This window comes from Nocardia sp. NPDC056064 (assembly GCF_042266925.1).
GTDB lineage: Bacteria > Actinomycetota > Actinomycetes > Mycobacteriales > Mycobacteriaceae > Nocardia.
The window spans coordinates 356,954-380,453 of record NZ_JBHJWO010000001.1 but is presented as its reverse complement, the minus strand read 5'-3'; the positions used below and the strand labels follow the sequence as shown (position 1 = coordinate 380,453).

The following is a 23,500-nucleotide window of genomic DNA, read 5'->3' as shown; positions in this document are numbered from 1 at the left end:
CGGGTTCGGTGCCCCGGCTCAGCGTGGAGTGACCAGCAGTGGCAGGCTCGCGTGCCGCCGGACGAACAGGCTCGGCACCCAGCGCGGTGGGGCGTCGGCGCGCAGGCAGATGTGCGCGGTGCGCTCCAGCAGCAGGGTGATCGCGGCGGTGGCTTCCAGGCGGGCCAGGGTCGAGCCGATGCAGAAGTGCGCGCCGGCCCCGAACGCGGTGTGGGATCGTCCGCGCGGGCGGGTCAGGTCGACGGTGTCGGGATCGGGATACCTCGCCGGATCGCGGTTGGCCGCACCCCACAGCAGGAGCAGGTGGCTGCCCGCGGGCAGGTCGACACCACCGAGGCGGGTGTCGGCCACGACGTGCCGGTGATGACCGCGGAACGGCGATTCCAGGCGCAGCGCCTCGTCCAGGAAGGCCGGGACCAGGTCCGGGCGCGCGCGCAGCGTGGCCTGCAGCGCGTGGTCGGTGGCCAGGATGCGTGCCGCCGCGGCGATCAGGCCCGCGGTCGACTCCCCGCCCGCGCCGATCAACTGCACCAGGATCAGCACCGCCTGCTGCTCGTCGATACGCCCGTCCGCCACCGCCGCCACGAGGACGGCCAGCAGCGTATGCGGTTGCGCACCACGCGCTGTCGCCTCCTGCAGGGCCAGGTAGGCGTAGTGGGCGAGTTCGGCGGCCGAGGTGACCAGCGCGGCCATCCGGCCCTCGGCGACCACCCCGCCCAGCATCTCGGTGGAGTCGTAGGCCCAGGTGAGCAGCCGGGGCACGTCCCGGGCCGGGAATCCCACCAGTTCGGCGATCACGGCCAGCGGCAGGCGGTCGGCCATGCCGGTGGCCCAGTCGATCCGGTCGCCGTCGAGTTCCTCGGTCCAGAGCCGGTCGGCGAGCGCGGTGACGACGGGCCCCAGCGCGCGAACGCGTTTGGCCAGGGCCGGGCCGACGAGGCCGCGATGCGCGGCGTGCGTGCCGCCGTCGGCGGTGGCCAGGACATGGACGGCCTCGCCCGCCGCGTCCAGGTCGAAGGTCACCGGCGCCGCACCGGGGTTCGCGACGAGCACGCCGGTCAGGTGCGAGGAGAAGTCCGTGGTGCGGGCGGCGGCCTCGGCGACCGCCGCCCAGGAGGCGACGAGGAAGAAGTCCGTGCCCGGTACCCGGTACACCGGCGCGTGGGTGCGCAGGGCGCGATACAGCGGAGCGGGGTCGTCGAGGACGGCCGGGTCGAACAGGTCGAACGCCGCGAGGTCGGTGGTCATGGCGGCCTTTCCGGGTCTGGGGTGTCGGCGCCCACCGTGCGCCGCCGCGGTCATCCGGTCAACGACTGTCTCGCACTGAGACGGCGCCGCCACGACCACCATCCGGCGGTTTCCGCGGAAACGCCGACCTTCCAGCGCTGATTCGGCTAGACAGATTCGCGAATGCGTCTCATCTCGAGACACGAGGAGGACCGATGACCGGACACGACGACTGGCTGACCGGTGGTGACCGCCGGGCCGCGGCCGTCGACCGCATCGAACGCGTGGCGCTGGCGCTGTTCCTCGAACACGGCATCGACAGTGTCACCGCCGAGGACATCGCCGCGGCGGCGGGCTGCTCGCGCGCCACGCTCTACCGCCACGTCGGCGGCAGATCCCAGCTCGTGCGCGCGGTCGTGCTGCGCGCCGCGGGCGGCGTGGTCGCGCGCATCGACAAGGCCGTCGACAAGGTTCCCGCGCAGCGCAGGCCGGTCGAGGCGATCCTGGCCGCCGTGGCCGCCCTGCGCGCCGATCCGGTGCTGCACCAGTGGCTGACCCGGCACCGCTCCCCCGGCACCGACGGATTGCTGGCGTCCGCACCCGAACTCGGGCACCTCGCGACCACGCTGACCCGCATCGCCCCCGACGACGCGGCCGCGGGCTGGATCGTGCGGGTCGTGCTGTCGCTGCTCACCTGGCCGCTGCCCGACGCGGCCGCCGAACGCGCGCTGGTCGAACGCTTCGTCGGTCCGGCGCTGCGTCCACGGTGACGGCTCAGGGCATCGGCAGCGGCGGCGTCTTCGGGAACTCCACCGGCAGCGCGGCCAGCGAACGATGGAACGGACCGGGCCGCCACACCAGTTCCTCGGCGGGCACGGCCAGGCGCAGTTCCGGCAGCGCGTCGAGCAGCTGGTCGATCGCGTCCTGCACGATCAGGTAGGCCACCGACTTGGCCGGGCACCCGTGCGGGCCCGCGCTCCAGGCCAGGTGCGCCCGGTTGTCGACCACGTCGCGGCCCGCGATGGCCGGATCGTTGTTGCACGCCGACATGGAGATCACGACGGGTTCGTTGGCGGGCAGCCACATCTCGTCGATCAGGACGGGCTGGCGCGGATAGGTCATGCAGAAGTTGGCCAGCGGCGGGTCGGTGAAGAGCACCTCGTCGAGCGCGTCGCGGGTGGACAGGCTGCCGCCCAGGACGTCACCGGCGAAGCGGTCGTCGGTGAGCATCAGCCGCAGCGTGTTGACCACCAGGTTGAGCATCGGCTCGATCCCGGCGCCGTAGAGCACCAGCAGCTGGTGCACCATCTCCTCGTCGGTGAGCGCGGCGGGGTGGTGCAGCAGCCGGGTGGCGACATCGTCGCCGGGCTCGCGCTGACGCAACGCGACCAGGTCCGACAGCGCGCTGGCCAGCAGATTGTTGCCCGCCTCCGCGTCGTCGCCCTCGAAGATCTGGGCCATGCCGGTGGCCACCTGCTGACCGATCTCGGGCGTGCACCCCAGCATCGAGTTCAGCGCCTGGAAGACCAGCGGAAACGCGTACTGGCTCAGCAGATCCGCCGAGCCGGTGGCGCAGAAGCTGTTGATCAGCGGGATGGCGAACTGTTCGATGGTGGCGTGCATCGCGTACAGGTCGACCCCGGCGATGCCGGCCACATTGGCCTGCCGGTAGCGCGCGTGCTCGGCGCCGGTGGTGCGCAGCGCGGCAGGCCGGAACTGCAGCATGGGCAGCACCGGGCAGTCCTGCGGGATGTCGCGCTGCCACAGCCGCGGGTCGGCCGGGAAGTGCTCGGGATCGTTGAGGATGCGTACCGCGGTGTGATAGCCGATGACCAGCGTCGCCCGGATCCCCGGCGAGAGCTCCACGGGCACCACGGAACCGAAGCGGCGCCGCATCTCGCGGTAGGCCGCCTGCGGATCGGCGGCGAACTCGGGCGCGTACATCGGCACGCGCTCGTCGATCGAGAGATCCAGCGTCATGACGCCGCCACTTCCTGCCGGTGGAACAGGAACTCCGCCAGCGTGATCAGCGCGCGCAGGCCGTGGTCGCGGCGGCGCGCGTCGACGGCGACCACCGGCGTCTCCGGCGCCAGGTCCAGCGCCTCGCGGATCTCCTCGAGCGGATAGCGGCGGAAGCCCTCGAACTCGTTGACCGCCACCGCGTACGGCACGCCACGCTGCTCGAGCGCGGAGAGCACGTCGTCGGCCTTCTCGATGCGGCGGGTGTCGACCAGTACCAGCGCGCCCAGCGCGCCGCGGGCCAGTTCCTCCCACAACGGGGCGAAACGTTCCTGGCCCGGGGTGCCGAACAGATACAGCGCCAGCTGCGGATTCAGGGTGAGCCTGCCGAAGTCCAGCGCGACGGTGGTCTGCACCTTGGTACCCAGGCCCGCCATGTCGTCGACGCCGATACTGGCCTCGGTGATCGTCTCCTCCGTGCGCAGCGGCCTGATCTCGGACACGGTTCCGACGAAGGTGGTCTTCCCGACGCCGAAATTGCCTGCCACCAGGATCTTCACCGAGCGCGTCACGGTATCCGCGACGTAATCGACCTCAGCCCGCGAGGGCACGGAGCCCATGCAGCACCTCCTTGATCAACGCTAGTTCCGGCTTCACCTCGGCCGGAGTGGGGCACTGTAGATGTCCGCTGTCGAGCAGATCGGACACGAGGATCTTCACCACCGAGGCGGGCAGATCGAGATAGGCCGACAGCTCGGCGATCGAGAGCGCGCCGCGGCGGCTCAGCAACGCCAGCACCCGGCGCTGGTCGGGCCGGTGGTCGGGCCGCGGGTCGGCGACCGCGCGGATCAGGGTCACCAGATCCAGTTCCCGCGCGGCCTTGACCCGTCCACCGGCCCGCACATAGGACCGGACCAGGTCGGGATCACGCCTGCCGCGCGTCATTACCTGCCACCGTGACGGGGCGCGCTGCCGATCTCGTGGCCGACCCGGGAGGCCAGCTCGTTCATCCGGTGGGCGACCAGCGCGACGTCGACGTCGAGCGTGGTCGCCACGCCTAGGAGCGCACCGGTTCCGGCGGCGGTGATCATGATCATGCCCTCGTCGTACTCGGTCATGTTCTGGCGCACCGCGTTCTGCGAGCCACCGCAGAACTCGCCGAGCGCCTTGCCGAGCGAGCGCAGGCCCGAGGCCGCCGCGGCGAAGCGTTCGGCGTCGTCCTTGGCCACACCACGGGAGTGGGCGATGCGCAGTCCGTCCTCGGACAGCAGCACCGCGAAGCGGACGCCGGGGATCTCCAGATCCCCGAGCAGCCACGCCAATCGGTTCGTGCTATCGGCCACCGGTGTGCTCATCGGCTGTTCCTTCCGTGGTTCGCTCGGCCGCAGCGGTACGACCGCTGCGGGAACCGCTGTGCCAGGCAGCGGCGAGTTCGGGGCGAGCCTGCCCCGATTCGGTGACTGCCCCCGCCGAATCCGGGGCAACCGGCCTGCGGCGGCGCTTGGGCAGCCCGCCGCTGGTGATCTCGTGCACCTCGGCGCCGCGTTCGGGCTCGACGAGGTCGGGCACCGGCACCGGAACGTGCGCCGGCGCGGTGAGTTCGGGTTCGGGCAGGCGCGGGGCCGCGCCCGAGACCAGCAGCGCGGCGGGCACATACACCATCGCCCGCATTCCGCCGAAGATGTTGGGGCCGTCCACGTGCACGGAGAAGCCGTAGCGCCGGGCCAGCGCGGCGATGCCGGGGAAGCCGACCTTGGGCGCGGGGCCCAGATCGTGGATGTCGACGGGCCGTTCACCGCTGAGCACCTGACGGGCGTCCTCGAGCTGTTCGGGACTCATCCGCATGCCCGCGTCGTCGATGATCACGGTGACACCGTGGTGGCCCTCCTGGAACCCGACCTCGACGAACGACGACGGCGGCGAATACCGCAGCGCGTTGTCGAGCAGGGTGGCCAGCGTGTGCACCAGCGGTTCCACCGCGCGGCTGATCACCACCCGGTCGGACTGGCCCGAGCGCACCCGCAGGAATTCGCGGACCCGGCCGGTCGCGCCGCCGACGACGTCGGTGAGCGACTGCTGCGGCCACCGGCGTCCGGGCAGGCCGCCGGAGACGATCACATAGGACTGCGCCTGGCGGATCATCTGCTGCACGGTGTGGTCGATGCGGGTCAGCGTCTCGTAGATCGCGTCGTCGCGGTGCTCGCGCAGCGCGGTGCTCACCACCTGACCGAGGTCGGTACCGAGGCTGACCACCGAGGTACCGAACGAGCGCACCGCGGCGCTGGTCGCCGCACGCGAGGCGGCCGAGAGTTCGTTGCCCGCCTGCTCGTGGGCGGCCTGCACCTCGGCGGTGCGGCGCTGTTCGCTGTAGCGCTCGACCATCGCCCTGGTGTCCTCGGCGACGGCACGCAGGTCCTCGGCGTGCCCGGTCGCGATCCACTGCAGCGCCTGTCCGGGTCGCGATTCCGCCAGCTCGGCGGGCATCTCGACACCGACCTGCGGGATCTCGTGCCTGCGCACGGCGTCGGTGATGGCGGGCAACGTGGTCTGCGCCAACCCGACCACGGCCTCCTCCATCGCGAGGCGTTCCCGGACGGCGGCATCGGTGCGCAGCCGTTGCTGGCGTTCGTTGCGCATCGCCAGGACGGCGACACCCATCGCGAGCAGTAACAGCGGAGCCCCGATGATCAGTAACAGCACCGCGATTCCTGAGTTCATCAGATCTTTCGTCGTCATCGACCACTGGGCACCCTGGTCGGTGGGCCCTCACCGGCCGGCCCGGGAGGCATTCGCGGAGCCGGGCGATGTATCGGTTACCCGATACACACACTCCGGTTCCAGCGACCCGCACACCCTAGCAGCACCATGATCGTTCCCGAGGCCGGATCGTCCTGTCCGCCATCAGATTTCCGGCCGAAAGCCGCCCGTGGTATTGGGCAACTGATCTATTCTGGTTTGCTATGCCTCGAGCCGCCCGGAACGGAACCCCGGGTACCGGATACTATCCGGGCGTGGCGAAACTCCAGCTCTCCGTCGATGTCCCCGTCCCGCCGGACGAGGCATGGGCCCATGCCTCCGACCTGCCCCACCTGGGCGACTGGCTGACCATTCACGAGGCGTGGCGCGGCACGCTGCCCGAGGAACTGACCGCGGGCACCGTGCTCGTCGGCATCGCGCGGGTCAAGGGTTTCCGCAACAAGGTCACCTGGACCGTGCGCACGGCCGAACCGCCGCGGCGCCTGGAACTGCGCGGCACGGGCATCGGCGGCACCAAGTTCGGTCTCGGCATGATCGTCGAGCCGCACGGCAGCGGCTCCAAGGTGAAGGTCGACATCGACCTGGGCGGCGCACCGCTGTTCGGCCCGATCGGCTCGGCGGTGGCCAAGGCACTGCGCGGCGACATCGAGCGCTCGCTGGAAGCCTTCGTCAAGCTCTACGGCTGACCCCACCGACGACGAAAGCCCGGGCCGAACTGCGCTGTTCGGCCCGGGCTTTCCGCGATGTCCGGGGTCAGACCATCATCGCGGCCTCGGGGTCGACCGGGGCCTTCGGTTTGGTGCGGGGCAGGAAGAACGCGGGGATCAGGGTGAGCGCCGCGAGGATCACCGTCACCCAGTAGGTGTTGCTGAACGCCTCCGCGGCCAGCTGCCTGCCCTGCTCGATCACCGCCGCCGGGAACTGCGACGCGAGTTCGGGATTCACGGTGGCCGCGATCCCGATGCCCGCCTCCTCGTGATTGTTGAGCTGGGAGGCCAGCACCACCGACATGGTCGCGGTGCCGATCGAGGCGGCGGTCTGGTTGATGATGTTCATCAGCGTCGAGCCGCGGGCCACCTGCGCGTGGGTGAGTGTCTGGATCGCGGCCGTCATCACCGGCATCATGGTGCAGCCCATGCCCAGACCCATCACGAACAGCGCGCTGCCGATCATCAGGTACGAGGTGTCCGCGCCGAGCTGGGTGAACCCGGCCAGGCCGATGGTGATGAAGGTGATGCCGAACATGACGATCTTGCCGGGGCCGATCTTGTCGACGAGGAAGCCCGCGACCGGCATGGTGAGCATCGCGCCGATACCCTGCGGTGCCATCAGCAGACCGGAGTCGAAGGCGGTCTCCCCGCGCACCTGCTGCAGGTAGTTGGGCAGCAGGAAACCCGCGCCGAAGAACGCGGTCGCGAACAGCGACATGGTCAGCACCGAGAAGCGCAGCGACGGGTTGCGGAACAACCGCAGATCGATGAGCGGGTGCTCGGTGCGCAGTGCGTGGAACACGAACGCCACCAGCAGGATCGCGCCGACGATCACCGGGATCAGGACCCGCGCGGCGAGCACGGTGCCCTTCTCCGGGATCGAGGAGACACCGAACAGGAACAGGGCCAGGCCCGGTGAGGCCAGCAGCATGCCGACGAAGTCGAACGATTCGGAGGGCTTGGGCTTGTCGGCGGGGAACACCACGAACGCCAGCACCAGCGCGAGCAGGCCCAGCGGCAGGTTGATCAGGAAGATCCAGTGCCAGCTGAAGGAGTCGATCAGCCAGCCGCCCAGGATCGGGCCGCAGATCGGGCCGAGCAGCATCGGCACGCCGAGCACGGCCATCACCCGGCCGATCCGCTGCGGGCCCGCCGCGTGGGTCATGATCGTCATGCCCAGCGGCATGAGCATGCCGCCGCCGATGCCCTGGACGACGCGGAAGGCCACCAGCGACTCGATGCTCCACGCCATCGAACACAGCACCGAGCCGAGGATGAAGAACGTCAGCGCGGCCATGTAGAGGCGTTTGGTGCCGAAGCGGTCGGCGGCCCAGCCGGTCATCGGGATGACCGAGGCCAGGGCCAGGGTGTAGCCGGTCATGGTCCAGGCGACGACCTCGACGGAGGCGTCGAAATCCGCCATGAAGGTCGGGATCGCCACGGTGACGACGGTGATGTCGAGGATCGACATCACCGCGCCGAGGACGACCACGCCGGCGACCTTCAGTACGGCGGCGTCCAGTTTGTCGGAAGTGGGATCGGCGGCGCCGATATCCGGAGGTTTCGTCACCGCTTGAGCCTGACACCTTTCGGCGCCGATGACCAGCGAAATCTGATGTTCGTGGTCAGACAGGGTGCTGACCAGCGAAGATCGTGTCATCGCTGACGAGTGCCTCCGCGACGAGGGCAGCCGTCGTCGCGGACTCGGAGGCGGGCAGCAGGGGCAGCCGAACCGCGGGACTGGGGATGTACCCCTGGGCGGCCAGGACCGCCTTGACGACCGTCGGGTTGGGTTCGGCGAACAGCGCCGCCCCGAGCGCGTCGAGACGGTGACCCACCTCGCGAGCCCTGAGCAGATCCCCGGCGCGCCAGGCGGCCACCAGCTCGGAGTAGGCGGCGGGAGCGACATTGGCGGCGGCCAGGATGCCGCCGTGGGCGCCGAGGCCGAGCAGGGCGGAGGCGAAGCGGTCGTCCCCGGCCAGCACCGTCGTGGTGGTTCCGGCGCGGGCCATCAGTTCCACGGTGGCCGCATCGATACCGCCGACGCTGTGCTTGAACCCGGCGATGTTCGGGATCGCGGCCAGGCGCACCAGGGTGTCGCCGGCGAGCGGGCGGGCGGTGCGATACGGGACGTCGTAGACGAGCACGGGAACGGGGCTGTGCGCGGCGAGTTCGGTGAAGTGGGCGATCACGCCCTCCTCGCTGGGCCGCACGTAGTACGGCACCACCGAGAGCACCGCGGCCGCGTCGACGGGCAGCGCGGTGATCGCCTCGACCGCCGCCGCGGTGGCGGCGCCGCCCACGCAGACGACCAGCGGCGTGCCGCGTTCGGCGCTCACGGTGGCGCAGATGTCGAGGACCCGCGCCCGCTCGCCAGGGGTGAGCGCGCCGGGCTCGGCGGTGGTGCCGAGGGCGACCAGGCCGGTGGCGCCCGCGTCGAGGACGCGGTGGGCGTGGCGGGTCAGCGCGTCGGCGGCCAGGGCGCCATCGGCGGTGAACGGGGTGATCAGCGGGACGAAGAGTCCGTGGAGCGAAGTCATGACTCCTATGCTCGACCCCGTGATACATCAGGTCCAGTTCACATTCTTGACGAAACACCTAAGCTGAACTGATGCTCGATGTCCGCAAGCTGCGCCTGCTGCGCGAACTCGCCCACCGCGGCACCATCGCCGCCGTCGCCGACGCGCTCAGCTACACCCCCTCGGCGGTCTCCCAGCAGCTCACCGCCCTCGAACGCGAGGCGGGCGTCCCGCTGCTCGAACGCACCGGCCGCCGGGTCGCCCTCACCCCCGCGGCGCACCTGCTGGTCGGCCACACCGAGACCATCCTGGCCGCGCTCGAACACGCCGACGCCGAATTGGCCTGCGCCCGAGACGATCTCGTGGGCACCCTGCGCATCGGCGCCTTCCCCACCGCAGCCCGCGGCCTGCTCTCCCCCGCCCTGGTCGCGCTGAGCACCGAACACCCCCACCTCGAACTCACCGTCACCGAGATCGACCCCGCCGACGCTCCCGACGCCCTGCGCGCGGGCACCCTCGACATCGCCCTCACCCACGACTACGACCTGGTCCCCGCCGACCCCGGCCCCGCCCTCCAGACCGAACCCCTGCACACCGACACCGTCCACCTGGCCACCCCCCACCCCGTGTCCGCCCCCGACCCCCTGCTCGCCCAGCGCACGGCCCCCTGGATCGCGGGCACCGCGGGCACCCTCTGCCACACCATGACCCTGCGCGTCTGCCAGGCCGCCGGGTTCACCCCCCACATCCGCCACCACGCCGACAACTTCGACACCGTCCTGGCCCTCGTCGCCGCAGGCGCAGGCACCGCCATCGTCCCCGGCATGGCCCTACCCACCCACCCCCTCGACGTCACCCTCACCCCCTTGACCACCCGCCGCCGCACCCACCTCGCCTACCGCAACGGCACCGCCACCCACCCCGCCATCCACGCCGCCCGCCGCGCCCTCCACACCGCGGCACGAGCCCACCCGACCACGACCTGACAACGGCCGACACCGGTGTGGCTTCGATCACCGGACGCGAGTAGCCATGCGGGCGCAGGGTTTCCGGGCCTAGCGTCTGAGGGATGAGCTGGTCTCCATCGATCTCCTCGTCGGGCGACTCGTACTACACGCTGCCGAACACGTGGGAGCTCGCGGACGAACGCCTGGCCCTGCTCGGTGCGGCCTACGACCCGGCAAGCATCGCGCTCGCTCGACGGCTGGGCGTGCGCGCGGGATGGCGGTGTCTGGAAGCCGGTGCCGGTGGCGGGTCGTTCGCGCGCTGGCTGTGCGGTGCCGCATTGCCGGGCGGCCGTGTCCTCGCGGTGGATGCCGACCCGCGCCACCTCGCCGATCTGCCCGGTCTCGGTGGCGAAGTCGCCGAGCTCGATCTCGTCTCCGGCGACATTCCCGAACGCGCCTTCGATTTCGTCCATACCCGGTTCGTGCTTCTGCACATCGCCGAGCGCGAGGACGTGCTGGAGCGATTGGTCCGCGCGCTGGCACCCGGCGGCGTTCTCCTGCTGGAAGAAGGCGACGGGCTCGGTGTGCTCGACGTGATGCCCGGTGCGTTCGGCGCGGTCTGGCGCGCGTTCGCGCGTTCGACCGAGCAAGCCGGTGCCAGCCAGTCGTGGGCCAGGAACCTGCCTGCGCGCTTGGCGTCGCTCGGGCTCGTCGACATCCACGCCGAAGCCGACATCCCGATCTTTCGCGGAGGTTCGCCGATGGCACGGATGTGGGACCTCACCTGGACGCAGGCACAGGACACACTGGTCGGCCTCGGTGTCGCGCCGGAGACGATCACCACCGCGCACGCGGAGCTGGCGGACGAACAGGGATGGTTGTACGCCCCGCCCACGATTCGGGTGTGGGCCCGCAAGGGCGACTCGCCCTCATCGTGAGGTCGTAGACTCGGCGCCGACCGCACTCACCAAGTCCGGCGGCACCCGGGGTCGACGGCATCGGAACGGAAGTGGGCTCTGGCGATGACCGCACTCACCGAGATCGACGGCATTCATCTGCGGCGGGCTGTCGAGCTCGCGGGGCAGGCTCTGGCGCTCGGGGACCGGCCGTTCGGGGCGGTGGCCGTGGATGTGGACGGGAAGGTGCTGTCGGAGGGGGTCAACGCGGTCAACACCACCGGGGATGTGACCACGCACGCCGAGCTGGTCGCGATCACGGTGGCGACGGCGGCGGGCAAGGCCGAGGGGCTGCGGGGTGCCACCGTCTACGCCAGCGGGGAGCCGTGCCCGATGTGCGCGGCGGCGATGGTGTGGGCGGGGGTCGGGCGGATCGTGTTCGGCGCGGCGGCCGCCGAGTTCGGGCGGATTCTGCCGGGTGGGCCCGCGTTCACGATCACCTGTGCCGAGCTGGTGGCCACCGCGACGGTGCCGGTGGAGGTCAGCGGTCCGCACCTGGGTGAGGACGCGCTGACCGTCTTCCGTGCCGCCGCGCGGCTCTGACTACTTCACCGGGGTCAGTTCGGGCTCGGGCAGATCGCCCAGTTCCTTCTGTTCCTCGATGGCCTCCGGCGTACCGGGCACCTGGGTGCCGCGCAGCGAGACACCCTTGGTCTCGATCAGGAAGAACGCCGCGATCAGGCCGATGAGGCAGGCACCGAACATGTAGTACGCGGGGATCAGGTGATCGCCGGTCGCGCTGATCAGCGCCTCGTTGATGACCGGGGCGGTGCCACCGAACATCGAGGTCGCCACGTTGTAGCCGATCGCCACACCCGCGAAGCGCACGATGGTCGGGAACATCGCGGGGAAGGTCGCCGAGATCGTCGCCAGCTGCGGCGCGTAGAGCAGGCCCAGGATCGCGAAACCGACGATCGCGCCGGTCAGCGAGGTACCGATCAGTTTGTAGACCGGGATCACCGCGATCATCATGGCCGCGCAGGAGAACATCCACATGGGCCTGCGCCCGATCCGGTCCGACAGCGCGCCCAGGAACGGCAGGGTGAACAGCATGACGGCCTGGCCGATCAGCGGCACCAGCAGCGCGTCGGACTGTTCCATCCCCAGCGCGGAGCCGAGGTAGGTCGGGGTGTAGCTCAGCAGCGAGTAGTTGACCACGTTCAGGGCGATGACCAGGCCGAACAGGGTCAGCACCGGACGCAGGTACCGGGTGAGCAGGTCGCGGTAGACGCCGACGGTCTCCTCGGTCTCGTCCTTGCTCTCGACCTCGCGGAAGACCGGGGTGTCCTCCACCCGGCTGCGCAGGTACATGCCGATCAGGCCCAGCGGCGCGGCGATCAGGAACGGGATGCGCCAGCCCCACGAATGCATGGACGCGTCGTCGAGCAGGTTCACCAGCAGCAGTGCCACCAGGTTGCCGAGGGTGAAACCGGCGAGCGTGCCGACCTCGAGGAAACTGCCGTAGAAACCGCGTTTGCGGTCGGGCGCGTATTCGGCCATGAATGTCGCGGCGCCACCGTATTCACCACCGGCCGACAATCCCTGGATCATCCGCAGTGCGTAGAGCAGAATCGGCGCGGCGATGCCGATCATGTCGAAACTCGGGATCAGGCCGACACAAAGCGTGGAGCCTGCCATCAGGATGATCGTGGTCGCGAGCACCCGCTTGCGGCCGATCCGGTCACCGAGCGGGCCCCAGATCATGCCGCCGATCGGCCTGATCAGGAACGAGAGGGCGAAACCGAGAAGGGTGAACACCATTCCCGACTCGCCGTCGCCGGGAAACAGTGCGGTGGCGATATAGGTGGCCAGATAGGCGTAGACACCGTAGTCGAACCATTCGACCGCATTTCCGATCGCCGATGCACCGATTGCGCGGTGCAGCACCGATTTCGATTCCTGTGACATGCACATACCTCTCGTCGTCGCCTATTCGGACTACCCGGACGACATCCCGGACAAACGTGACGACTGCGCGAAGATCGCTGTGGAATAGCTCTACACTGCGGAAATGGTGCTGCGACACGGGGTGTATCTACCGCCGTTCGGGGAGCTCGCCGACCCTCGGGTGCTGGCCGAGATCGCGGCCGAGGCCGAGGCCGCCGGATTCGACGGCGCCTTCGTCTGGGACCACGTGGCCAGGCCGAACGACCCCGGTCTGCCCGTCGGCGACGCCTGGATCGGGATGGCCGCCATCGCCGCGGCGACCACCCGGCTGGTGTTCGGCCCGCGGGTGACCCCGCTGTCGCGGCGGCGCCCCCAGGATGTGGCCCGCGAGACCGTCGCCCTGGATCTGCTCGGCGCGGGCCGCTTGGTGCTGGGGGTCGGCCTGGGTTCCGACGAGACCGGCGAGTTCACCCGCCTGGGCGAGATCATCGCCCCCGGTGAGCGCGCCCATCGGCTCGACGAGGCGCTCGAGGTGCTCACCGCGCTGTGGTCGGGCGAGGTCGTCGAGCACGACGGACCCGCCTACCGGATCGACGGCGTGCAGTTCCTGCCCCGCCCGGTGCAGCGTCCGCGGATCCCGATCTGGGTGGGCGCCCAATCGGTCCGGCAGGCCCCGCTGCGACGCGCGGCCCGCTACGACGGCCTGTGCCCGGAGGCCACGCCGGGCGAGCTGGTCGACATGCTCGGGATCGTCGCCGAACACCGCGGTGACCTCACCGGATTCGAGGTGGCGATCGCGGCGGCCACCGACGAGCAGCGCGATGCCTACGAGAGCGCGGGTGCCACCTGGTGGCTCGTCGCGCTGCCCAAGATCTGCTCGCGCGCCGAGGCACTCGACCGGGTGCGTCGCGGTCCCGCCTGATCAGTCCGGGCCACGAGTCAGTCCAGGGCTGCGAGTTTGCCGCGCAGGACCGAGCATTCCCGGTCGTTGCCGCACAGCCGCACGGCCGCGGCCAGTTCGCTCCTGGCCTCCTCGACCCGCCCGAGCCGGGTGAGCAGTTCGCCGCGCACGCTCGGCAGCAGGTGCGAGTTGGCCAGCGCGCCACCGGCGACCAGCGCGTCCACCAGGGGCAGTGCCGCGGCCGGGCCGCTGGCCATCGACACCGCCACCGCGCGGTTCAGCTCGACGACCGGCGAGGGCGCCAGCCTGCCCAGCGCCTCGTAGAGCACCACCACCCGGTCCCAGTCGGTCTCCGCGACCGAGGGCGCGACGGCGTGGCATTCGGCGATGGCGGCCTGCAGCCCGTAGGCACCGAGCCCACGGCCCACGTCCCCCGCCTTGACCAGGGCGGCCCGGCCGCGCCGGATGGCCGAGCGGTCCCAGCGCCGCCGGTTCTGCTGCTCGAGCAGCACCGGCTCACCGTCGGGGCCGGTGCGGGCCGGGAACCGCGCGGCGGTCAGTTCCAGCAGGGCCAGCAGCCCGTAGACCTCCGCCTCGGCGGGCATCAGCCGCGAGAGCACCCGCGCCAGCCGCAGCGCCTCCCCCGCAAGATCCACCCGGATGAGGTCGCCGCCGCTGCTGGCCGAGGAGCCCTCGGTGAAGATCAGGTAGATCACCCCGAGCACCGACCCCAGCCGCGCGCCCCGCTCGGCCGCGGGCGGTACCGCGAAGGGCACCCGGGCCGCGCCGAGCGTCTTCTTGGCCCGGGTGATCCTGGCCTGCACGGTCGCCGTGGGCACCAGGCACGCCCGCGCGATCTCGTCGCTGGTCAGACCACCGACGACGCGCAGGGTGAGGGCCAGCCGCGCCTCCCGCGACAGCACCGGATGACAGGAGACGAAGATCAGCGCGAGCACATCGTCGTCGATCTGGTCCGGGTCCCACAGCACCTCCGCCGCCGCCCGCGCCGGATCGGCGGGCTCGCCCCCGGTCAGCACGCCGCCCTCGCCGAGGGCACCGGCGAGGGCGGCGTAGCGCTCGTCGAGCGCGGCGCGGCGGCGGAACGCGTCGATCGCGCGCCGCCGCCCGACGGTGAGCAACCATCCGGCCGGGTGCCGGGGCACACCGGTGCGCGGCCAGGTCACCAGGGCCTCGGCCAGCGCCTCCTGGGCGAGATCCTCGGCCAGCGCGAAATCACCGGTGTAGCGGGCCAGCGCGCCGACGATGCGGGCCGAGTCGATCCGCCACACCGCGGCGACGGCCTCGCGGCCGGTGCGCTCGCTCATCGCTCAGAGCTGGCCGGTGGCCTCGCGCCAGGCGCGTTCCTTCTGGATCCAGACATTGTCCTGCGGGAACTCGTCGATGCTGCTCACCCGGCGGATCTCGGTCTTGGTGCCGGGTCCGGCATAGGGCATGCGCTTGGCCCACTCGACCGCCTCCTCCTGGGAGGCCACATTGAGGATGTAGTACCCGCCGAACAGTTCCTTGGTCTCGCCGTAGGGTCCGTCGGTCACCACGGGCGTCTCCGAGGAGTAGTCCACGACCACGCCCTCGGCCGCGTCGGCGAGCCCCTCGGCGGCGACGAGCACCCCGGCGTTGATGAGCTCGTCGTTGAACTTGCCCATGGTCTCCAGGATCTCGTCGAAATCGACGTTCGCCATGGCGGCCCAGGCCTCGTCGGTCGCGCGCATGATCAGCATGTACTTCATGATGGTCTCCCTCGGATCGGTGCGGACCCGCGTGCCGGGCCCGGTGTTCATCCCTAGGTCGAACGGGCACCCGCACGGATCGACACCCGGCCGAATCTTTTTTCGCGACGTCCCGGCAGCCTACGACGCCACGGCGGGACGAGCCCGCTGACCGGGACGAACGGCCTGTCCGCGCGGAGCGCGTGGTAGATGTCGAAGACGCCCGTCCCCCGGCGGGCCGCCCGTACGGACAAAGGAGTCGTTTCGTGAGCGCAGTTCTGGTCGAGCAGCGCGAGCATGTGCTCGTCATCGTCATCAACCGGCCGCAGGCCATGAACTCCGTCGACGCCGAGGTCAGCGCCGGGGTGGGCGCCGCGCTCGAACAGGCCGAGGCCGACCCGGCGGTGCGCGCGGTGATCATCACCGGCGCCGGTGACCGATCCTTCTGCGCCGGTGCCGATCTCAAGGCGATCGGGCGTGGCGAATCGATCCTGGCGCCGGGCCATGAGGAGTGGAATCTGGCGGGCTATGTCCGTCATCCGATCAGCAAGCCGACCATCGCCGCGGTCAATGGTTTCGCCCTCGGTGGTGGCACCGAACTCGTGCTGGCCAGCGATCTCGCCGTCGCCGCCGAGACGGCCACGTTCGGCCTGCCCGAGGTGGCGCGCGGCCTGTTCGCCGCCGCCGGTGGCGCGTTCCGGCTGCCCGAACAGCTGCCGCGCAAGGTCGCCATGGAGATGATCCTGACCGGCGAGCCGATCACCGCGGCCCGCGCGCTGGAACTGGGCATGATCAACCGCGTGGTCCCCGCCGACCAGGTCCTCGACGCCGCGCTCGCGCTGGCGAGCCGGGTCGCGGCCAACGCGCCGCTGGCGGTGCAGGCCAGCAAGCGGGTGGCGCTGGGCATCGTCGACGGCAAGCTCGCCGACGACGCCTCCTGGGATCAGAGCAACCGCGAGATCGTCGCCGTCGCGGGCACCGAGGACGTCCGCGAGGGCACCCTCGCCTTCATGCAGAAGCGCAAGCCCGAATGGCAGGCGCGCTGAACCACACCCGCCGCCGGCGAACTCAGCGGGGTTCGCCGGCCTGGGCGCTGATCGCGGTGCCCATCCACCGGCGCAGGTAGCGCCGCAGCTCGTCCTCGCCACGCGGCGGATCGCCCGGCGAGAGGAAGAACGACTGCATGGTCCGCAGCGCGTATTCCACCAGTTCGCGCAGCGCGGGCTCGTCGTAACCGGCGCCCGCCCAGTCGACGTCGAAACGCCCGATCATGGTCATGCCGAACGCCTGCGCCTCCTCGGAGGTCAGGCTGTCGGTGTGGGCGCTGGCCGAATACGAACTCGACAGCAGGATGCCCAGGTGCGGTGTCCGGCGGACCTCGGTCAGCGTGTAGACCACCGCCTCGGTCATCGCCTCGGCCGGATCGCGCAGGCCCCGCACATGCGCGGCCAGGCGGTCGAGGAAACCGTCGACCGAGGCGATGGCCGCGGCCGTCATCAGCGCGTCGGCGCTCGGGAAATACCGGTAGACCGTCTGACGGATGACGCCGAGCGATTCGGCGACGTCGGCGATGCTGATCTCCGCGCCGGTGCGGCCGATGAGTTCCACTGCGGCACCGATGATCCGGCGCGCGGCTTCCTCGTCGTCCCCCGGCGGACTCCCGCCCCATCCACGTCTACGCGCCACCGCCTGGACGCTAGCACAACCCCAGGTCAGGGCGAATTCCGTCAAAGTGATCATACACTCAGTGGCCCATTCGTATGATTGCCTCACCATCCGAGCAGCACCGTGCGCGCCCGACAACGAGGTACACCACCGTGACCGATCTCCATGTCCGCAAAATGGACTTCGCCTTCTCCGACCACGACGTGCCGTTCCTGTGGAATCCACAGAACCCGGCCTTCTCCTCGATGGCCAACGCGGTCTCGTTCCTGGCCATCGGCTTCGAGAAGATGATCGTGCAGCTCATCACCCAGGCGAAGCCGCAGATCACCGACCCCGAGGTGGCCGAGGAGGCCGACGCGTTCATGCGGCAGGAGGGGCAGCACTCGACCGCCCACCGCCAGCACGTCAAGGCGCTGATCCGCCGCTACCCCGGCCTGCAGCAGACCCTCGACGCGGTGATCGGCGAGTTCGACAAGCTCACCGCGAGCACGCCGGTGAAGTACCGGCTGGCCTACACCGCCGATCTCGAGGCCACCTTCACCCCGGTCTTCAAACTCATGCTCGACAACGACTCCACCCTGTTCGCCCCCGGCGACGACCGGGTGGCCTCGCTGTTCATCTGGCATTTCGTCGAGGAGGTCGAGCACCGCAGCTCGGCACTGATCATCTTCAACTCCGTGGTCGACAGCGAGCTGTACCGGATGCGGGTGGCGCCCTCCATCTTCCGGCACGTCTTGCAGGTCATCCGGGTGGCGTGCGAAGGCTTCAACGAGCATGTGCCCCTGGAAGACCGGCAGGTCGACGCGCTGTCGATGTTCGCCAACTACCGCCGCGGCCAGACCCTGCGCCGCTGGCTGCCCGGCCTGCGACCCGCCGACAACGGCACCATGCCCCGCGCCTTCGACGACCTGGGTCTGGGCGAACAGCTCGTCGCACTGGGCGGCATCATCCGCAGCCAGATGCCGCATCACAATCCGGCGCACGAGAACCTGCCCGCTCTGGCCGACGAGTGGTTCCGCCGCTACGACGAGGGCTACGACGTGACCCGGTGGTACACCGCCGATTCCGTGAACTCCTGAGGAGCGCGCCATGGCCGAGCACTGCTCCCCCACCTTCGCCGAACTCGCCACCCGACTCGGTTTCTCCTGCGAGGAGGCGGGCGGTCTCGTCGAATTCCGCAGCCCGTTCGCGCTGGAGAACTGGACGCTGCCGGTGCTGGAACTCACCATCGTCGTCGGGGCCGTGCTGGCCCTGTGGTTCGCGATCGCGCGGCTGCGCCGCCAGGGCGACCCCACCGATCTGGTGCTGTGGTTCGGCGCGACGGCGTATCTGTTCGTCATCGAACCGCCGCTGTACTTCCCGGCCGCGTTCGGCATCGAGGACCACGTCGACACGATGTTCGCGCACAACGTGTTCACCGTCGACTTCCTCTGGGGCCGCCTGCCCCTCTACATCGTGGCGATCTATCCGCTGATGGCCACGATGGCCTTCGGCCTGGTCCGCATGCTGGGTGTGTTCCGGCAGTACGGCACGCTCGTCGGTGCCGCCTGTGTCGGATTCGTGCACCACGCATTCTACGAGATCTTCGACCACCTCGGTCCGCAGTTGCGGTGGTGGGAGTGGTCGCTGGACAATCCCGTCAACCAGCCCATGTTCGACTCCGTGCCGATGGGCTCGGTGGTGGTCTTCGCGGCGCTGTGGCCGATGTCGCTGGCCTTCTGCGTGCAGTACTTCGTCGGCCGTCACGTCGACGCGGGCAGGCATTTCGGCGGCGGCGAACTGGTCTGGCGCACACTGGTCATCGGCCTGCTGGCCTCGGTGGGCACCTTCCTGCTGCCGCTGCCCGCGACGGTGATCGGGCTGGCCGGTGACACCGTGCGCGGTGTGGTCTACGCGCTGGAACTGCTGGCGTTGTCGGTGGTCGCGGTCGTGGCGCTGGTCCGCCGGTGGCGGCAGTTGCGCGCGGGCGCGGCGCCGGTGGCCTACGTCAACCGGTTCGCGCAGCGCTACAGCGCGGTGTATCTGCTCGTGTTCGCGGTGCTCTGGATCGCTTCGCTGCCCGCGTATCTCGGTGCCGTCGACGGCGTGACCACGCACGGCGATCCCATCGGCAATCTCTGGTACACCCTGGCCTGTTTCGTGGTCGCCGGGCTGACGGTCCTCGCGACGCTGACGGTGCCGCGGACCGCGCCGAGCGCACCGGCGACGGAAGTGGCCGCCGTCCCCGGATAGACCTCACCCACCCGACACACGACACAGCAGCGCCGGCGCAGGAACTTTCCCGCGCCGGCGCTGTCGTGTGTCACCAGGGGCCGGGTGACCAGCTATTAAGTTACTGTTCATTTCAGCTCTGAGTGTCAGAATGCCCCGAAGTGCTCCACCGCCTTGCGGTTCGCACGTCCTCGAAGATCTCCTGTCAGTGGGCATTGATCGGTCCTGACGTGCGAGTTCTCCACCGAATGCCGGAACCGCGGCCGACCGACCACCCCCGGTGTTAAGTTACTCACCATTCTCAGGTTGACGGAGAAGGTCGCAGCCTTCCCGCCCGGCCGGACACCGTACTCGACGAGGAGTGGCGTCATGGACGCGATCAACAGGCGCAACGCAATGAAAATCGGCGGAATCCTGGGCGCGGCAGGCGCCTTCGCCGCCACCGGACCCGCCCGCGCGCAGCCGTGGACCTGGTCGCCGGACGGCTCGGTCGCCGGCACCGGGACGGGCGCCGATCCGATGACGGTGTGGGACCCCGAGGCCGACGCCCTGGTGGCCGGCCTCATCGACCGGGGCGAGGTCCCCTCGATCAACGAACTGTTGCGCACCTGGAAGACCAACGGCCAGCCGCTGCCCGCCGGACTGCCCTCGGACCTGCGCGATTTCATGGAGTACGCCCGGCGGCTGCCGCAGTGGACCGACCCCGCCCAGCTCGACGCCGCCATCCGGTTCAACAAGAAGCGCGGCCTGTATCTGGGCGTGCTCTACGGATTCGCCAGCGGCATGATGAGCACCGTCATCCCGAAGGAGGCCCGCGCGGTCTACTATTCCAAGGGCGGACACGATCTCAAGGACCGTATCACCAAGACGGCCAAGCTCGGATACGACATCGGCAATGCGAATGCCTATGCCGCCGACGGGGAGATGATCGTCACCTGTGTGAAGACCCGGCTCGTGCACGCGGCGGTGCGGCACCTGCTGCCCCAGTCACCGCACTGGGTGAACTCCGCCCAGGAAGACGTGCCGATCAGCCAGAACGACATCATGGTCACCTGGCACAGCCTGCCGACCACCGTCATGAAGCACCTGACCGCGTGGAACGTGCCCATCCCGGCCGACGAGTCCGCGGGCTTCCTGCACTCCTGGCAGGTCGCCGCGCACTTGCTCGGCGTCCGCGACGAGTACATCCCCCGTTCCTGGCCCGCCGCCGACGCGCAGGCCGCGCAGGTCCTCGACCCGATCATCGCCGTCACCCCGGAGGGCGTGAAGCTCGCCGACCGGCTGCTGGGCCTCGGCGCGAACATCGACTTCGCCCTGCTGAGCAAGCCCGTCCTCGGCGCGTTCACCCGGTTCCTGCTCGGCGACACCATCGCCGACGGCCTCGCCATCCCCCGCGAACCCGTCTGGGACCCGCTGCTGCGGCTGAGCTGGGGCCCGTTCATCGCCGTCCGGGAGGGACTGCTCACGGCCGTCCCGCCGATCGGCGATCCGTACTGGCTGCTCGACGAGTTCCTGCGCAAGGCCGCGCTGATCTATCTGGCCGAACTGCGCATGCCGATCAGCATCGAGATCCCGACCATGAACCGCGACATGACCCAGCCCCACCGCTGACAAGGACACCCATCATGCGTACTTCGATCACCCTCGCCACGGCGCTCACGGCCGCGACCCTGCTCGCGAGCGCACCCGCCGCCGCGGCACCCACCGACGCGGTCCGGCCGGGTCTCGTCGCCGAGGCCGGAACCGGTTCCGCGGCAGCCGATTCCGGCTCGGCCGCCGCGCGTTCGGCCGGGGAGCTGGCGCAGCGCGGTGACGTCATCGGGTTGCTCGTGCTGCTGGCCATCACCCCGGTCCAGATGCTCACCGGTGGCATCTGCGACCTGGTCACCGGGGCGGGCTCGGCCAACCCCTGTAGCCCGACCCGTTACTGACCGTCCCACGACGAAAGGGGTGGTACCGCAATCGCGGTACCACCCCTTTTCGGCTACGGATCAGATGAGCGCCTTCTGCTTCCGGATGCGGCGGCGCACATCGCGCATCATGGCGTGCGTGCCCGCGAACCGGATGAACTTCGGGATGAAGCGGTTGACGAAGCCGACGAACAGGAACAGGTGCTCGAAGCGGCGCTGATCCGACTCGCCCCACTCGATACCCATCTCGTCGCGGAAATGCGGCGGCAGGAAGCCCGCGGTGAGGAACTCGAGCAGACTGCCGAACAGGATCCGCAGCGACCAGTGGATCATCCGCAGGTGCACGAGATCGTCGATGTAGGCACGGAATTCGTCGTCGCACACCACGCCCTTGCACGCCTCGAGCCAGTAGGCGTCGAAGTCGGCACGGGTCTTGGGCCACATGTCCGGGTGGACCTGCAGGGTGGTGCCGAAGGTGTCGGCGCCCTGGTAGAAGGCCTCCAGCTCGTCGTCGGTCATCTTGCCGTGCAGCAGCTGGTGGGTGTCCTCGAAGCCGATGTAGATGGCGGCGGCCACATACATCTGCAGGTGGCGGTCGAAGGCGTTGTACTTCACTTTCGACCCCGGGCGCGAACGCACCTGGCGGTGCGCGACATTGACGGCCTCGCGCATGGCCTTCTTGTCCTCGTCGGTGCCGAGCACCGCCGTGGCGAGGTAGGCCGCGGTGGTGCGCAGCCGTTTCCACGGATGCACCATCAGCGCGCCGGACTCGACCTGGCTCTCCATCACCCCGGCGGCCACACCCTGGTGCGCGAACTGCATCGCCACATTCGCCGCCGCGCCGGCGAACATCCAGAAGTCCAGCGCCTCGGCCAGATGCGCGGGCTTCTTGCGCGGGGAGCGGTAGATGTCGGGGATGTGGATGCGCACGCGATCGAGAGTCAGTTCCGTGCCCGCGGGCCGCGCCGCGGGGTCCTGCGCGAATCGCCACTGTGGCGCAGGACCCTCCTCGACGTAGCCCGCACTGGACGGGTCGCTGTACTCGGGGTCGCCGGGCTTCGTTGCCGTGGTCATCGTCATCCTTTCCCTTCAGGGGTCCGCGCCCCCCGGATCTCGCGAACGCGGATCGACGCCAAGTACTCATCGACCCCATTATGTTACCGCCCATTCTCGCGATTGACAGGGAGATTCGACAGAAGCCGACGATCCTATGTTGGTGTCAGTTCACAGATGTCGCCCTCAGATGAGCCGTGCTCCCCTGCCGCGGCGCTTGCGCATATCGCGGAGGTAGAAGTCGAAGGGCTGCATGCGCACCGAGGCGGGCAGCACCGCGAGCAGACGGCCCGCCGTGCGCAGCAACCCTTCGAAGACCCGCTGCCTGCGCGGGCTCCATTCCAGGCCCAGCTCGTCGCGGAACCACTGGGGCAGGAATCCGGTGGTGAAGAACCGATTCGCGCGCCGGAACACGAACCGGGTGTGCCTGCGATACGGCCCGAGGCCGACGACCTGTTCGAGCAGATAGGCCCGCACCTCCTCGTCGAAGGACAGACTGTCCTGCATCGAATCCCAGTACTGGGCGAAGGCCGCGCGGTCGGCGGGCCACAGCTCGGCGGGCATCTGCAAGGTGGTCCCGAAACGGGCCGCGTCGCGATACAGCTCTTCGGCGAAGGTGTCGTCGAGACCACCGTAGAGCCAGGTCAGCGAGTCGAGGGTGCCCCGGTACAGGCACGCGGCCACCCACAGCTGCAGCCGCGGGTCGAAGGCGTTGTAGCGCACCGGACTCCGCGGCCCGGAGCGCACCTGACGGTGCGCGGTGCCGACCGCGGCCCGGTAGGCGGCGCGGTCCTCGTCGGTCCCGACCATCGCGACGGCGAGATAGGTGAGCGTGGTGCGGCCGCGCTTGACCGGATGGGCGGTGAAGCTGCCGGATTCGACCACGCTCTCCACCACGCCCCGGCCCACCGGCGGCAGGCTCAGCTGCATGATCACATTGGCCGGGCCGCCGAGCGCGGCCCCGAATCCGGTGAGATAGCGGCGCCGGCGCGCCAGATCGGCGGCCATGTCCTGCGGCTCGGCCGCCTGCTCCGAACGGGTCACGACCGACCTCCACGCTGAGGTGATGAG

General features: G+C 70.0%; 25 protein-coding genes. 11 read left to right on the top strand and 14 right to left on the bottom strand.

Annotated features, from left to right (window positions below):
• Positions 1 to 18: 18 nt before the first annotated feature.
• The gene (locus tag ACFC06_RS01855; protein WP_375926700.1) at positions 19 to 1,248 is read right to left on the bottom strand and encodes a cytochrome P450; all 1,230 of its coding nucleotides are present in this window, start codon (positions 1,246 to 1,248) and stop codon (positions 19 to 21) included.
• Between the two features lie 194 nt (positions 1,249 to 1,442).
• Here ACFC06_RS01855 and ACFC06_RS01850 point away from each other — a divergent pair, with 194 nt between their 5' ends.
• Complete coding sequence (locus ACFC06_RS01850) at positions 1,443 to 1,997, top strand: TetR/AcrR family transcriptional regulator (protein ID WP_375926697.1); 555 nt, start codon at positions 1,443 to 1,445, stop codon at positions 1,995 to 1,997.
• 4 nt (positions 1,998 to 2,001) lie between these two features.
• On the opposite strand, the gene ACFC06_RS01845 is transcribed toward ACFC06_RS01850, so the two are convergent.
• From ACFC06_RS01845 to ACFC06_RS01825, 5 genes are read right to left on the bottom strand one after another with little or no spacing between them, the layout of a single operon-like run.
• Positions 2,002 to 3,207, bottom strand: coding sequence for a cytochrome P450 (locus ACFC06_RS01845; protein ID WP_375926694.1), 1,206 nt, complete (start codon positions 3,205 to 3,207; stop codon positions 2,002 to 2,004).
• Positions 3,204 to 3,806 (bottom strand): ATP/GTP-binding protein, encoded by a 603-nt coding sequence (locus tag ACFC06_RS01840; protein WP_375926691.1) that lies wholly within the window; start codon positions 3,804 to 3,806, stop codon positions 3,204 to 3,206. Before ACFC06_RS01840 ends, ACFC06_RS01845 begins: the two co-directional genes overlap by 4 nt.
• On the bottom strand, positions 3,781 to 4,131 hold the full coding sequence (locus ACFC06_RS01835) for a DUF742 domain-containing protein (RefSeq protein WP_375926688.1): 351 nt from the start codon (positions 4,129 to 4,131) through the stop codon (positions 3,781 to 3,783). The genes ACFC06_RS01840 and ACFC06_RS01835 overlap by 26 nt, the downstream gene beginning before the upstream one ends.
• A complete protein-coding gene (locus ACFC06_RS01830; RefSeq protein WP_278262022.1) occupies positions 4,131 to 4,541 on the bottom strand; it encodes a roadblock/LC7 domain-containing protein in 411 nt (136 codons plus the stop codon). Before ACFC06_RS01830 ends, ACFC06_RS01835 begins: the two co-directional genes overlap by 1 nt.
• Entirely contained in the window at positions 4,519 to 5,922 is a 1,404-nt protein-coding gene (locus ACFC06_RS01825) for a sensor histidine kinase (protein ID WP_375926685.1), read from the bottom strand. Before ACFC06_RS01825 ends, ACFC06_RS01830 begins: the two co-directional genes overlap by 23 nt.
• A gap of 275 nt (positions 5,923 to 6,197) precedes the next feature.
• Here ACFC06_RS01825 and ACFC06_RS01820 point away from each other — a divergent pair, with 275 nt between their 5' ends.
• A complete protein-coding gene (locus tag ACFC06_RS01820) occupies positions 6,198 to 6,629 on the top strand; it encodes an SRPBCC family protein (RefSeq protein WP_375926682.1) in 432 nt (143 codons plus the stop codon).
• Between the two features lie 67 nt (positions 6,630 to 6,696).
• Here the strand turns inward: ACFC06_RS01820 and ACFC06_RS01815 are convergent, their stop codons facing one another.
• Complete coding sequence (locus ACFC06_RS01815; RefSeq protein ID WP_375926679.1) at positions 6,697 to 8,223, bottom strand: DHA2 family efflux MFS transporter permease subunit; 1,527 nt, start codon at positions 8,221 to 8,223, stop codon at positions 6,697 to 6,699.
• A gap of 55 nt (positions 8,224 to 8,278) precedes the next feature.
• Positions 8,279 to 9,193, bottom strand: a complete 915-nt coding sequence (dapA, locus tag ACFC06_RS01810; protein WP_375926677.1) for a 4-hydroxy-tetrahydrodipicolinate synthase — start codon at positions 9,191 to 9,193, stop codon at positions 8,279 to 8,281.
• 71 nt (positions 9,194 to 9,264) lie between these two features.
• Here dapA and ACFC06_RS01805 point away from each other — a divergent pair, with 71 nt between their 5' ends.
• The 3 genes from ACFC06_RS01805 to ACFC06_RS01795 all read left to right on the top strand — a co-directional run bounded on the left by ACFC06_RS01805 (position 9,265) and on the right by ACFC06_RS01795 (position 11,618).
• Positions 9,265 to 10,158: a LysR family transcriptional regulator gene (locus ACFC06_RS01805; protein WP_375926674.1), complete on the top strand. Its 894-nt coding sequence runs from the start codon at positions 9,265 to 9,267 to the stop codon at positions 10,156 to 10,158.
• 83 nt (positions 10,159 to 10,241) lie between these two features.
• Positions 10,242 to 11,057 (top strand): class I SAM-dependent methyltransferase, encoded by an 816-nt coding sequence (locus ACFC06_RS01800; RefSeq protein ID WP_375926671.1) that lies wholly within the window; start codon positions 10,242 to 10,244, stop codon positions 11,055 to 11,057.
• An 84-nt stretch (positions 11,058 to 11,141) separates the two neighbouring features.
• Positions 11,142 to 11,618, top strand: a complete 477-nt coding sequence (locus ACFC06_RS01795) for a nucleoside deaminase (RefSeq protein ID WP_375926668.1) — start codon at positions 11,142 to 11,144, stop codon at positions 11,616 to 11,618.
• On the opposite strand, the gene ACFC06_RS01790 is transcribed toward ACFC06_RS01795, so the two are convergent.
• Positions 11,619 to 12,983, bottom strand: coding sequence for an MFS transporter (locus ACFC06_RS01790; RefSeq protein WP_375926665.1), 1,365 nt, complete (start codon positions 12,981 to 12,983; stop codon positions 11,619 to 11,621). It abuts the gene before it with no gap.
• A gap of 103 nt (positions 12,984 to 13,086) precedes the next feature.
• Here ACFC06_RS01790 and ACFC06_RS01785 point away from each other — a divergent pair, with 103 nt between their 5' ends.
• Positions 13,087 to 13,884: an LLM class flavin-dependent oxidoreductase gene (locus tag ACFC06_RS01785; protein ID WP_375926662.1), complete on the top strand. Its 798-nt coding sequence runs from the start codon at positions 13,087 to 13,089 to the stop codon at positions 13,882 to 13,884.
• 17 nt (positions 13,885 to 13,901) lie between these two features.
• Here ACFC06_RS01785 and ACFC06_RS01780 read toward each other — a convergent pair whose 3' ends face one another.
• Complete coding sequence (locus ACFC06_RS01780) at positions 13,902 to 15,188, bottom strand: RNA polymerase sigma factor (protein WP_375926659.1); 1,287 nt, start codon at positions 15,186 to 15,188, stop codon at positions 13,902 to 13,904.
• A 3-nt stretch (positions 15,189 to 15,191) separates the two neighbouring features.
• Positions 15,192 to 15,611 carry a YciI family protein gene (locus tag ACFC06_RS01775; RefSeq protein ID WP_375926656.1) on the bottom strand — a complete coding sequence of 140 codons (420 nt, stop codon included), beginning with the start codon at positions 15,609 to 15,611 and terminating at the stop codon, positions 15,192 to 15,194.
• A gap of 245 nt (positions 15,612 to 15,856) precedes the next feature.
• Between ACFC06_RS01775 and ACFC06_RS01770 the strand changes: the two genes are divergently transcribed.
• Positions 15,857 to 16,636 carry a crotonase/enoyl-CoA hydratase family protein gene (locus ACFC06_RS01770; RefSeq protein WP_375926653.1) on the top strand — a complete coding sequence of 260 codons (780 nt, stop codon included), beginning with the start codon at positions 15,857 to 15,859 and terminating at the stop codon, positions 16,634 to 16,636.
• Positions 16,637 to 16,658: 22 nt separating this feature from the next.
• Here ACFC06_RS01770 and ACFC06_RS01765 read toward each other — a convergent pair whose 3' ends face one another.
• A complete protein-coding gene (locus tag ACFC06_RS01765; RefSeq protein WP_375926650.1) occupies positions 16,659 to 17,276 on the bottom strand; it encodes a TetR/AcrR family transcriptional regulator in 618 nt (205 codons plus the stop codon).
• A gap of 131 nt (positions 17,277 to 17,407) precedes the next feature.
• Between ACFC06_RS01765 and ACFC06_RS01760 the strand changes: the two genes are divergently transcribed.
• From ACFC06_RS01760 to ACFC06_RS01745, 4 genes are all read left to right on the top strand, one after another.
• Positions 17,408 to 18,334 (top strand): metal-dependent hydrolase, encoded by a 927-nt coding sequence (locus ACFC06_RS01760; RefSeq protein WP_375926647.1) that lies wholly within the window; start codon positions 17,408 to 17,410, stop codon positions 18,332 to 18,334.
• Between the two features lie 10 nt (positions 18,335 to 18,344).
• Entirely contained in the window at positions 18,345 to 19,487 is a 1,143-nt protein-coding gene (locus ACFC06_RS01755) for a hypothetical protein (RefSeq protein WP_375926644.1), read from the top strand.
• A 348-nt stretch (positions 19,488 to 19,835) separates the two neighbouring features.
• The gene (locus tag ACFC06_RS01750) at positions 19,836 to 21,077 is read left to right on the top strand and encodes an oxygenase MpaB family protein (protein ID WP_375926641.1); all 1,242 of its coding nucleotides are present in this window, start codon (positions 19,836 to 19,838) and stop codon (positions 21,075 to 21,077) included.
• Between the two features lie 14 nt (positions 21,078 to 21,091).
• Entirely contained in the window at positions 21,092 to 21,397 is a 306-nt protein-coding gene (locus ACFC06_RS01745) for a hypothetical protein (RefSeq protein WP_375926638.1), read from the top strand.
• Positions 21,398 to 21,457: 60 nt separating this feature from the next.
• Here the strand turns inward: ACFC06_RS01745 and ACFC06_RS01740 are convergent, their stop codons facing one another.
• Both ACFC06_RS01740 and ACFC06_RS01735 read right to left on the bottom strand, forming a co-directional pair.
• Positions 21,458 to 22,450: an oxygenase MpaB family protein gene (locus ACFC06_RS01740; RefSeq protein ID WP_375926635.1), complete on the bottom strand. Its 993-nt coding sequence runs from the start codon at positions 22,448 to 22,450 to the stop codon at positions 21,458 to 21,460.
• Positions 22,451 to 22,615: 165 nt separating this feature from the next.
• Entirely contained in the window at positions 22,616 to 23,473 is an 858-nt protein-coding gene (locus ACFC06_RS01735; RefSeq protein ID WP_375926632.1) for an oxygenase MpaB family protein, read from the bottom strand.
• Between the last annotated feature and the right edge of the window lie 27 nt (positions 23,474 to 23,500).